The sequence below is a fragment of the Candidatus Aquicultor secundus genome (assembly GCF_002791875.1).
Taxonomy (GTDB): Bacteria; Actinomycetota; Aquicultoria; order Aquicultorales; family Aquicultoraceae; genus Aquicultor_A; species Aquicultor_A secundus.
The window spans coordinates 35905-47186 of the sequence record NZ_PFNG01000085.1 but is presented as its reverse complement, the minus strand read 5'-3'; the positions used below and the strand labels follow the sequence as shown (position 1 = coordinate 47186).

General features: G+C 51.5%; 8 protein-coding genes. All 8 read right to left on the bottom strand.

Features of this window, described 5'->3' with window-relative positions:
- A partial coding sequence (locus COY37_RS03610) for an MBL fold metallo-hydrolase (protein ID WP_286976153.1) occupies nt 1–526 on the bottom strand: 526 nt, incomplete at its 3' end.
- Nucleotides 527–535: 9 nt separating this feature from the next.
- Complete coding sequence (locus COY37_RS03605; protein WP_286678936.1) at nt 536–2773, bottom strand: RelA/SpoT family protein; 2238 nt, start codon at nt 2771–2773, stop codon at nt 536–538.
- 190 nt (nt 2774–2963) lie between these two features.
- Nucleotides 2964–3917 carry a protein translocase subunit SecF gene (secF, locus tag COY37_RS03600; RefSeq protein WP_286678937.1) on the bottom strand — a complete coding sequence of 318 codons (954 nt, stop codon included), beginning with the start codon at nt 3915–3917 and terminating at the stop codon, nt 2964–2966.
- A complete protein-coding gene (secD, locus tag COY37_RS03595) occupies nt 3910–5226 on the bottom strand; it encodes a protein translocase subunit SecD (protein WP_286678938.1) in 1317 nt (438 codons plus the stop codon). Before secD ends, secF begins: the two co-directional genes overlap by 8 nt.
- 11 nt (nt 5227–5237) lie before the next feature.
- Nucleotides 5238–5900, bottom strand: a complete 663-nt coding sequence (locus COY37_RS03590) for an HD domain-containing protein (RefSeq protein WP_286678939.1) — start codon at nt 5898–5900, stop codon at nt 5238–5240.
- A gap of 185 nt (nt 5901–6085) precedes the next feature.
- Nucleotides 6086–7168 (bottom strand): DNA-processing protein DprA, encoded by a 1083-nt coding sequence (gene dprA, locus COY37_RS03585; protein ID WP_286678940.1) that lies wholly within the window; start codon nt 7166–7168, stop codon nt 6086–6088.
- A gap of 12 nt (nt 7169–7180) precedes the next feature.
- Nucleotides 7181–8722 (bottom strand): YifB family Mg chelatase-like AAA ATPase, encoded by a 1542-nt coding sequence (locus COY37_RS03580; RefSeq protein WP_286678941.1) that lies wholly within the window; start codon nt 8720–8722, stop codon nt 7181–7183.
- A gap of 102 nt (nt 8723–8824) precedes the next feature.
- Nucleotides 8825–10909, bottom strand: coding sequence for an S-layer homology domain-containing protein (locus COY37_RS03575; protein WP_286678942.1), 2085 nt, complete (start codon nt 10907–10909; stop codon nt 8825–8827).
- Between the last annotated feature and the right edge of the window lie 373 nt (nt 10910–11282).

Sequence of the window (11282 nt, the reverse complement as noted above, 5' to 3'; positions counted from 1 at the left end):
TCCGCTCCCTAACAGATTTTAACAGGGTTTCGTATGAGCCACCAGCTAAATCCGTTCTACCGATCGATCGATTAAAAAGCAGATCGCCGGTAAACAGGGTGTTCCCGATGTTTACCGTTATGCTGCCCGGTGAGTGACCCGGCGTGGCAAGGATTTTTGCCTCAAGATCGCCGAACTTTATAATCTGCCCATCCGTCAACTCAAAATCGGGGGTAAATGTCTCAGGGTTTTCGCCAAGCCAGGTAGCAAGACTGATACTAGGCTGGCTAAGCGCGGCCTCGTCTAACTTATGGATGCCGATCTTGGCGCCGGTTTTCCTGGCTATATCGAGCGCCGCCTCGAAATGGTCGTAGTGTCCGTGGGTAAGGATGATATACTTTACGTCCAACTCCTGGGCTGCGATAGTGTCCATAATAACGCCGGCGCTGCCGCCGGGATCTATAACGATCGCCTCTTTTGTAGGTTCAGAGGCGACTAAATAGCAATTTGAATCTAAGTCGCCGACTACAAGTCTCTCCAAAAACATCCTGCTCTCCTATTGTTTTGTTTGTTCCGTTTGCCATTTCGGGACTACTTTTTCTCGCTTATGCTTGCTGGGTTCGACGCGATAGACATCGAAGACCGCGGGAACTTTCTTTACGTTGCCGATGATCGTATGCAGGTGGCTTAGATTACCGATCTCGAAAACGAAATTAAGCACTGCTACGTAGTCCCTGGATGTCTTGACCGCAGCGGAGAGAATATTTACGCCAGCATCGCCAAGGACCGTGCTCACGTCTCGTAAGAGCTTTGTCCTATCCAGCGCCTCGACTTCGATTTCTACTTGGAAGGCCACCGGCTGTTTTGCATCCCACGCGGTTTCAATGATCCTGTCGGGGAATAATGTTACCAACTGCCTTGCGTTTAGGCAATCGGTTCTGTGTACCGAAACGCCCCGTCCCCTGGTCACAAAGCCAATTATATTATCATAGGGGACCGGGTTGCAGCAATGGGCGATTCTGACAAGCATGTCGTCGATTCCCTTGACAACAACCCCGGTCTTGCTCGATGTACGGCGACGTTTCTGCGGGAATTCAAGCTTAAGCTCTTCGACCCCGTATTCCTGCTCTTCTTTGTCCCCTTCTTTTTCTTTGGCGTTTGCCTTGGCGATTCGCTCCGCACATTGCTTGACAGATGTCTTGCCGGCTCCGATGCTCGCAAACACATCATCGACGCCCTTAAAGTTAAGCTCTTTTGCTATCGCTTCAAGGACGGTCGCAGTTATATTGGATTTAAGCCCAAGGTCGCACTTGCGAAGCTCCTTCTGGAGCATTTCACGACCCGCGGCTTCACTGTCTTCCCTGTTCTCCTTGCTGAACCACTGCCTGATTTTATTCTTCGCTCTCGATGTCTTGACTATTTTTAGCCAATCCTTGCTGGGGCCTCCGGTGGCCTTCGATGTCAGAACCTCGACAAAATCGCCCGTTCGAAGCTTGTACTCAAGCGGGACGATCTGGTTGTTTACTTTTGCGCCGACGCACCTGTGACCGACGTCGGTGTGAATCGTGTACGCGAAGTCAAGCGGCGTTGCGCCCGCCGGCAGGTTGACGACATCACCCTTTGGCGTGAAGACATAGACCTCGTCCTCGAAGAGGTCGATCTTAAGCGATTCCATGAATTCGCGGGGGTCTTTAAGCTCGCCCTGCCATTCGAGCATCTGACGTAACCAGCTCAGGCGCTCATCGAGCTTACTTTCTTTTGCGCCCTCTTTGTAGCGCCAGTGGGCGGCGATGCCGTACTCGGCCGTCCTGTGCATCTGCTTCGTCCTGATCTGTATCTCAAGAGGCTTGCCCAGCGGCCCTATGACCGTCGTGTGAAGCGACTGGTACATGTTGAACTTCGGCATTGCTATATAATCTTTAAACCTGCCCGGAATCGGCGTCCACATCGCGTGAATCGCGCCGAGAGCGCCGTAGCAGTCTTTAATCGTATCAACGGTTACCCTGATCGCCAGAAGGTCGTAAATCTCGCTAAACTCGCGTCCCTTCTTAACCATTTTCTCGTAAATGCTGTAGAAGTGCTTTGGGCGACCGCTTATTTCGGTGTTGATGCCGAGGTTTTTCAGTTCTTTTTTCAGCGAGCCGATCGCGCCTTTTAAAAACTCTTCACGCTCTATGCGCCGCTCTGCCACCATCTTTTGTATCTGCTCGTATTTTTTCGGCTCAAGCACCTGAAAGGAGAGGTCTTCAAGCTCCGACTTTAGGGACATCATCCCAAGGCGGTGCGCAAGGGGCGCATAGATCTCCAGCGTTTCTCTTGCCTTCTTAACCTGCTTGGCGTGGTCCATATGTCTGATGGTTCGCATGTTATGCAACCGGTCGGCAAGTTTGATGATGATGACCCTGATGTCGCGGGCCATCGCAATGAACATCTTACGCAGGTTCTCGGCCTGCTCTTCCTCACGGCTTTTAAACTCGATCTGACCGAGCTTGGTAACGCCGTCGATGAGGGCCGTTACGTCAGAGCCAACCTCTTTTGTCAGGTCTTCAAGAGACACATCGGTGTCTTCAACCACGTCATGAAGCAGCGCCGCGATGATAGTCGTCGTATCCATACCGAGGTCGGCTAGGATGTCGGCGACTTCAAGCGGATGGGATATGAAATCCTCACCCGACATGCGATACTGATCGCTGTGGAATTTTTGAGCAAGCGAATACGCCTTGCGGATCGCCTCAACGTCCACATCGGGGTTATATCTTTTAATTTTTGTAATAAGACTTCGAATACGTGCCATATCGCTCCCTAGCGCCCTCCGGTATAAAGATTTTACCACGTTATACATCGTATCGCACCGTTTTAGCTTTGCTTTACGAGCAGGAGCCAGGAGGGCAGAACAAAGGGGACGTTGTTTCCTGTGGGTCCTAATTTATATTGTTCAGCAATAAGGACTCACAGGAAACAACGTCCCCTGTTGTATATAGTTGCTAAGCCGTAGCTTGGGCGACGACCTCTTTGCCGTATTTCTTCTTGAGGTTCTTGTAATATGGTTCGGCCTCTTTCCACATCACAAAGATAGGTGATGCGAAGAAGATCGATGAATACGCACCCGAGATCGTTCCGACCATCATGGCGAACGCGAAGTCTTTTAGCGTCTCACCGCCGAACAGGAGGATCGAAATGATCGGCAGCAGCGTCACCAGCGATGTGTTGATGGAACGCATCAACACTTGGTTGATCGACCTGTTTGCCATTGCTGAGTAAGTGGTACGAACGACATTCGTCGAGTTCTCCTTGATCCTATGGAAGACGACAATCGTGTCATAGAGCGAATACCCGAGAATAGTCAACATCGCGGCAATCATATTCGGGTTTACCTCGCGCCCGACCAGCGCATAAACGCCCGCTGTGATCAGCAGGTCGTGGACAAGGGCGACGATAGCCGCAACCGACATCTTAAACTCATAGCGAACCGTGATATAGATCAACAAGATGACCATCGCGGCAACAGCCGCATAGATGGCGCGCTCCGTTATATGCGAACCCCAGCTTGCATCGACTGTCTTCGTCTGACGGTCTAAAACGCCTAGCTTTTTGTCGAGGGCGTCGAATAACGCTGCTTCCTGCTTAGGGTCGAGTTCTCTTGTGCGGATGAGCATCTCGCTACCTTTGCTTTGCGCCGCCTCGGACCCTAACTCGCCAATGGTTCTGCGCTCAATCGGCTGTATAACGCTGTCAGCATGGCCCACCGATGAAACAACCGACCGGACCTGCTCGACCGAAACAGTTTTTGTGAATTTAACATCCGACGCACTACCGCCTTTAAAATCAATGCTGTAGTTAAAGCCCCGGACCAATATTCCCACTAAACTCAGAACGATGAAAAACCCCGAAAGAGCAAACCACCAGGTTTTTTTGCCTATGAAATCGAAATTACGCACTCTTAGTCACTCCCCCCGTTCTAACCAGCAAAGCCGGACTCTTTACCGGCCACACCTGTGCCAGCAAACCCAGGACCGGGCGTGTAAAGAACAGCATTGTAAAAATATCCAGCGAAAGGCCGATGATAAGCGTTAGAGCAAATCCGCGGACCTCTCCGATTCCTACTAAAAACAACACTATGGCCGCAAACAACGTTACAAGGTCGGCATCAAGGCTGGTTCTAAAACCGTGCCAGAAACCACTATCAACCGCTGTTCTGAATGTCTTCTTATTGCGCATTTCTTCTTTAAGACGTTCAAAAATAATGATCTTCGAGTCGGCCGCTATACCGATACTGATAATCAAACCGGCGATACCCGGCAATGTAAGCGTCCAACCGTAAGCGCGGCCTATTGTTGCCACGACACCCCATACGAGCGTCGCATACACGCTTAAACCGACCCAGGTAACCAAACCAAGGCCCTGGTAATACACGAGCATATAGAGGGCTACGAAAGTGAAACCGATAAGTCCCGCTATAACACCCGCCTGCAGCGCATCGGCGCCGAGTTTCGGGCCTATTCTATCCGCCTGCGATATTTTAAGGGTTACGGGAATTGAGCCTGTGTTTAAAACAAGCGCGATCTCCTTAGCCTCATCGATCGACTTGATGTTGTTAATGACCGCCTTGCCGTCAGGGATTGCCTCCTCAATATTCGGCGCCGTTACAATGTTATTGTCAAGTACGATCGCTAAGTGTTTGTTCACGTTCTGCGCGGTAATCTGGGCGAACCTATTTGCGCCTTCCCTGTTAAATGTGAGGCTAACCTCCGGCGTTTGTCCGAGCGTGCCTCCATATGTGGCCTTCGCGCTCGTTATTTTGTCACCGGTAAGAAGAACAGGCCCCAGAACATGCTTGCCTTGCTTCTGAAACGTATTGAGCTGGCTATCCTGGTAATTGGCATACTCATCCTTCACGATTGCGAATTGGAGAACCGCAGGTTTTCCCAGGATCTCCTGAGCCTTTTCGGGATCTTTGATTCCCGGCAGCTGGACCATGATATTGCGAGCGCCCTCTCTTTGAATATCGGGCTCGGCAACACCAAGTGCATCGACACGCTCGCGCAATACATACTCAGCCTGCTTCACTTTCTCATCAGTGACTTTTGCGCCGGGCGAGTCCTCGGCCGTATAGATGATGCTTAGGCCGCCCTTTAGGTCGAGCCCGAGCTTTGTAGATTTATTTACTGGATAAATCATAAAGACAGAGGCTACAACAAGAACAAATACGATGCCCAGTGTTAATAAATGTTTTGTCTTATCAGCCAATTCCTTCCCTCCTACAAAAGCTTTACGCCATTAATAACCAAGCCGAATTTGCAGCCGAGAAATTCGGCCGCTCTACGGCATATTACCATACGAGACAGGAATATTTCAAAATATTCCATAACCTGACTTATGTTGGTGTCGATATCAATTTCGAGTTCTATCAATTTACGTTCGTTATCTACCCGCAAAAACGACCTTTGCGCAGCCAAATTGACCCTGTCGTGGATATCTGCGGTGAGCGGGTCCGGGGTTCGCACGCGGCTTCTGTGAACATCGGTTTTGTCTGCGAGGATAATCGCCGCCCCTATGGGGCTTGTCGCCATACCGTACTCTTCTTCGTGGTTGCCCATGGCATTCATAACCAAGATCATTTCCTCGGGCGCCATATCCAGGCGGAAGAAGATGGATTGGGCCATCATGGCCGCCGACACCGCGTGGAAGCTCCGACCGACCGAGTTTCCTATGTCGTGCAGATAACCTGCGATGCCGGCCAGCTCGGCCTCACGCTCGGGAAAACTCAATCGTTTCAGCACATTCATCGCGATATGGGATACGAGGTCGGCATGGCGGAACCCGTGTTCCGTAAATCCGATTGCCTCCATATGTTTATCAGCTTGCGCTATGTACGCTTTTACATAGGGATCTTCTTTTATTTCCTCTAATGTCACCGGCATATTGTTATCTTCTTGCTGCTAGTAAGAAGTTCCCTCCAATTCCTAAAAAAATGAGCCAATAACGTTCTGATAGCTACATTGGTCATTATACTATTTAACGCGGCCAATGTCAGTGAATTCTATTTTTTTATGTTTGCAAACTATTGTCATACAAGCGTTTGAGGGGTAGATTACCTCGGACGGTCTTATTTTAGCCTAATGTAGCTGCCCGAAATATCCCGTTTAATAAAGCCGGATATTTCAAGCGTAAGCAGGAGCGCCGACACCGATGCGATAGATGCGCCGGTCGCGGCAGTTAAATCATCAAGCCGCTGCGCCTCCCATCCCATGATCTCCAAAAAATCCTTTTCGATTTGATTAAGCGCGTCGGTTTGCGGGCGTAAGACGTGCTCTACTCCCAGCAGCGAGAGAACATCCTCTGCCGATTCCACCAGGTAAGCGCCTTGTTTTATGAGCCTGTTCGCGCCCCGGCTTACGTCGCTTTTACTAAAGCCCGGGACGGCTAAGACGTCGCGCCCGTAGTCCAGCGCAAAGTCGGCGGTGATAAGCGCCCCGCTTTTTAAGCCCGCCTCGACTACGACAACCGCCTGGCACATACCGGCAACGATCCGATTGCGTACGGGAAAGTGGTGCGACAGGGGTGGCGTGCCGGGAGGATATTCTGAGATCAAAGCACCGTTCTCAATAATCTTTTTAAATAGATTCTTGTTTTCGGGCGGATAGACCATGTCCAACCCGCATCCTAAAACAGCATATGTCGTGCCGCCCGCATCAAGCGCCCCGCGATGACCCGAGGTATCGATTCCCCTAGCCGCCCCGGAGACGATTGCAACACCGCCGGCGGCAATCTCTGAAGCAAGCTCCTCAGCCATAGCCTTTCCTTGTGCCGTCGCCCGGCGCGCCCCGACAATGGCGACCGCGGTCCGTATATCCGCAAGCCGACCCTTAACAAACAGTGCTTTCGGGTGATATGGCGCTTCTTTAAGTAATCGAGGATACTCGTTATCCTCAGTGGTTATTATATCGATGCCGTTGCTCGTTAGATCTGCGTAGCGCCGATCTAAATCGAGCATTTTCCTCTCCGCAATGACCTCACCTGCCGTCTGCTTATCCAGCCCAAGATCGATCAGGTCGTCTTTACCGGCTTCCCATAAATGCTGCGGCCCACCGGCTCTATCTGCCAGAACGTAAATCCTATTGCGCAACCCAGGAATCATCTTGACGCCGAGCCAGTATTTCTTGTTGTTGGTAACGATTTCTCTGTCCACTGGATTTGGCTCCTAGAAGAATTGTCGATCCAAAGCCCTGTACTGCACGGCTTCTGCCACGTGCTCGATATCGATGGTCTCTTGTTCCGCGAGATCGGCGATCGTGCGGGCTACTTTCAGGACGCGCTCGTACGCCCGGGCGCTTAAGCCCAACTTATCGATCGAGACCTCTAGAAAAGAGGATGCCGTAGGGTGCAAACGGCAAAACTTCTTAACCTCGCCCGCCTTCATTCGTGAGTTCGTTAGGATATCACGCCCGTTTCCTTTATTTTGCTCCGCAAATCTCTTGATTTGTAACGCCCGCGCCGCTTCGATCCTCCGTTTAATGGCCTCGGATTTCTCGCCCTCTTTTGAATGCAAGAGATCCTCCTTGCCCAGACGCGGAACATCTACATGTATATCGATGCGATCGAGAAGCGGCCCCGATATGCGACCGCGATAACGCTGAATGGCATGTGGGTTGCAGATGCATTGCTTGGCCCTGTCCCCAAGATGCCCGCACGGGCAGGGGTTCATTGATGCGACCAACGTGAAACTGGCCGGGTAGGTGAAAGCGCCTGCGGCACGTGAAATAGTTACCCTGCCTTCCTCTAGGGGTTGGCGCAGAACTTGCAGGACGCCTTTGGAGAATTCTGGGAACTCGTCCAGGAAGAGGACACCGTTATGCGCAAGCGACACTTCCCCCGGGCGAGGGTGGCTTCCCCCGCCAATAAGGCCGGCGTTGCTGATGGTGTGGTGCGGCTCTCTGAACGGACGGGTGGTGAGAAGAGACTCACCGGACCGCAGCAACCCCGCAACCGAATATACCTTCGTAACCTCGATAGATTCTGACAGCGTCAGCTTCGGTAATATTGACGGCAGCCTCGAGGCCAGCATTGTTTTACCTGCGCCGGGCGGGCCGATTAAGAGAATATTATGTCCCCCGGCGGCCGCCACCTCCAGCGCCCTTTTAACGTGGCCCTGCCCCTTCACATCAGAGAAATTCAAACCCCGGTGATCCTGTTCGGAGTCGCCACGGTTTTTGTTGTGCGCCTGAATGGGTGCCTTGCCTGTGAGAAAATCCACCACCTGGTTGAGATTGCCGACAGGCAGCACATCTACACCGTCGACTACCGATGCCTCGGGGGCGTTATCCATCGGGATGATGATTCCTTTTTTACCGAGTGTTTTAGCGCAGATCGCGATTAGCAAGGCACCCGTGATTCTTCGGATCTCTCCGGTCAGGGAAAGCTCACCGGCAATGAGGTAGTCATCGAGTTTGTCCTGGGGAAGCTGCTCGGTCGCCGCCATGATGCCGAGTGCAATCGGAAGATCGTAGGCGGGGCCTTCTTTTCTGATATCCGCGGGCGCGAGGTTGACGATCACCCGCTTGAGCGGAAACTCGAACTGCGAATTTGAGATGCCGCTTCGCACGCGCTCTTTAGATTCCTGGACGGCGGTGTCCACAAGGCCGACTATATTCACCGTTGGGATGCCGAGGAAGACATCGACTTCCACTTCAACCGGGAAAGCGTCCATACCGATAACAGCGGCCGATAGCACCTTTGCGAGCATATTCCCCTCCTATATGCACAACTGCGCTTATACGCTACTATGCAAACTATCTGCAATCTTAACCGTTATCTGCTTGCGGAGCAATAGGTTTTACCGGGAACTTTAGAGAAGCTGCCAGATTAGTTTAGCCGCTTCCGCCCTTGTTATGGTGCCATCCGGCTGAAACGAGCCATCGGGATAGCCTGTGACAAGGTTATATTTTCTGGCGGTCAGGATAAAGTCAGACGCCCAGCTCCCGATGATATCGGGGAATGTCTCGCTCGTAGTGTCGAGTTTGTACCCCTGGGTTCTTACGATCATTTTAACCGCCTCGGCCCTACTCAACGCTTGATCTGCCTTAAAACTATTGCATGCATATCCGTCGACAACGCCGTTTTGGCGCAGGGTCTTCACGTATGAGTGTGCCCAGTGGGACGGCGGTACATCCACACAATCGGCAGCCGCCGTCTCGCTTACACTCCAGCCTTTAACCTTGCAGAGCATCTTAGCAAACTCCGCACGCGTAATGGTCTGCCTCGGCATATAAACCCCGCCTTTGTATCCCGTGACGATCCCATCCAGCATCAGGTCGAAGATATAGGGGGCGCACCAGTCGGTACTTTTTACATCCGAAAGCTTCATGTTTGCAAAGCCGGTTAATTTTAAGCATGCGGATAATCTATTATTCGGTTTAAACGTACCGTTCGGGTTACTTGAGATCTCGCCCATACCATGCATTGCTGTGACGGCCTCCGCATATGGTGAGGACTCGGGTACATCTAGAAAATACGGTTCATCGGATGCCGGCATCGCGATCGTTGTGTCTTCTTCAGGGGCTGACGGCCCGCCCTCGACTATCTGGATAATGGAATTGTAGGCCCACTGCGTAAACTCGCCCCTGGATATCGGGTCGTTGGGTTTGAACAAACCGCTGGTATCTGTCTCAATGAAACTACGCACAACAGCCGACTCGATGTACTTTGCGTAAGGGTTGGATGCGGGGACGTCCTTAAAATATCCGTGATGCGCCGTCTCGGGGTCCGAACCGGTAGACTTAACCACCAACTTAGCGGCTTGTGCTCTTGTGATCGAACATGTTTTGTCTGATTTGTTGCCGTTTGGCGCAATGGCGATGGCATAGATGTCGGTAAGCTCACCGCTGATCGTTATCTCAGCGGCCCACCCTGTGCCTGAAAAAAGGTTATTGGCTTTGGCGATAGTTTTGCCTCCGCTCACCAGCTCAACCTTATACCCCGGCACCGCCCAACCGCTCACCGTAACCTGAAAACCCGGTTTTTTTGGATTCTGATCGACAAGTTGAAGTGCGTATCGATCGCCGTTTGTGGGGCTCATAATTACCGGCGGGACGATATCGTTAACCGCAGTCTTTACGGCACTTACCGTAAACGTCGCTTTGGATACATCGACCCCCTGATCCTTCAGATCGGCATCCGTTAGAAAGGCTATATTGCCGGCGTTATCCGAAATCTCGAGCGTATATAAAACCCACTCACCCGCCGGAGCATCATCGGGGACAACAGCGGTGCCCTCCAAAACGCCTTTAGCGCTGTTATATTCCAATAACGCGTTTATGGATGGTCCGAGAAGCTGTTTCGATCCGTTGCCAAACGTAACAGCGCCGCGCTTGACGCCGGAGAGATCATCGGTCGCCTTAACCGTTACTTTGACCTCATCGCCGGCTGTAAGGCGAGCAGGGCTTACCAGTACGCTTGCGACCGATGGCGCTTCAACATCTGGATTATCGTTAATAACTGTTAGCGACGCGCCGCTAAGACTTGCTTCGTCAACATCGGTAAACTCGGCGTCTTCGTTAAAGATCGTTAGCATCACACAGGTCCACTTACCCGGTTCTGCATACTTGTTTACGGCAAAAGCGCCTGTAAGCTTGCCTGTCGCCTGGTCATACTCTAAATCGGTACCTACCCACTGCCCCGATGGTGTTTCCCAGGTTATAGAGCCGCTGCTCAATGCAGAGCCACCACCGTCGGCGTATACATCAACCGTAACCGTCTCTCCCGCATTTACCGTGGTTTTTGATACCGAAACACTCTTAAACACAGGAGCGGTAACACTGTTCTTAGCGGGCATAGGCTTAGAGGTACCCGCGTAAGCAGGCGACGCAATAGCGACTACTAAGGCAATCAACAAGGGGATGGTAATCCTCAACCGGGACAATCTGCTAATCATGCGCTTCTCCTGTTCGGCGTCTGGTGGCTTACCGGAACGATGACTGGAACGATGTATATACCGGTAATCATACAATACAATCAAATGAATAAGCCAGCGTCTGCTGGTTGCTTATTTATATGAAGATAATATGTAACGCTCATGAGAAACGATTGAAGTATGGGCAACGAGGAAGGTAAAATTAATGGTAATATTTCTCATTCTGATATAAACCCGAGCGGTACTTGCGCCGATATGATAAGTATTGCATCCCTAAGAAGACTGAGAAAAAACATAGTGCTAAGCTACGCGGCCACTTCGGTGGCCCTCAGTCTTTTTATGGTCGAGAAACCCCTAAAGCGCTACCGCGATTTTACCGATATAGTAAGTAATC

Coding starts and splice junctions, on each gene's coding strand:
- COY37_RS03605 (WP_286678936.1), bottom strand. CDS start 2,773: ATGGCACGTATTCGAAGTCTTATTACAAAAATTAAAAGATATAACCCC.
- COY37_RS03590 (WP_286678939.1), bottom strand. CDS start 5,900: ATGCCGGTGACATTAGAGGAAATAAAAGAAGATCCCTATGTAAAAGCG.
- COY37_RS03575 (WP_286678942.1), bottom strand. CDS start 10,909: ATGATTAGCAGATTGTCCCGGTTGAGGATTACCATCCCCTTGTTGATT.
- COY37_RS03580 (WP_286678941.1), bottom strand. CDS start 8,722: ATGCTCGCAAAGGTGCTATCGGCCGCTGTTATCGGTATGGACGCTTTC.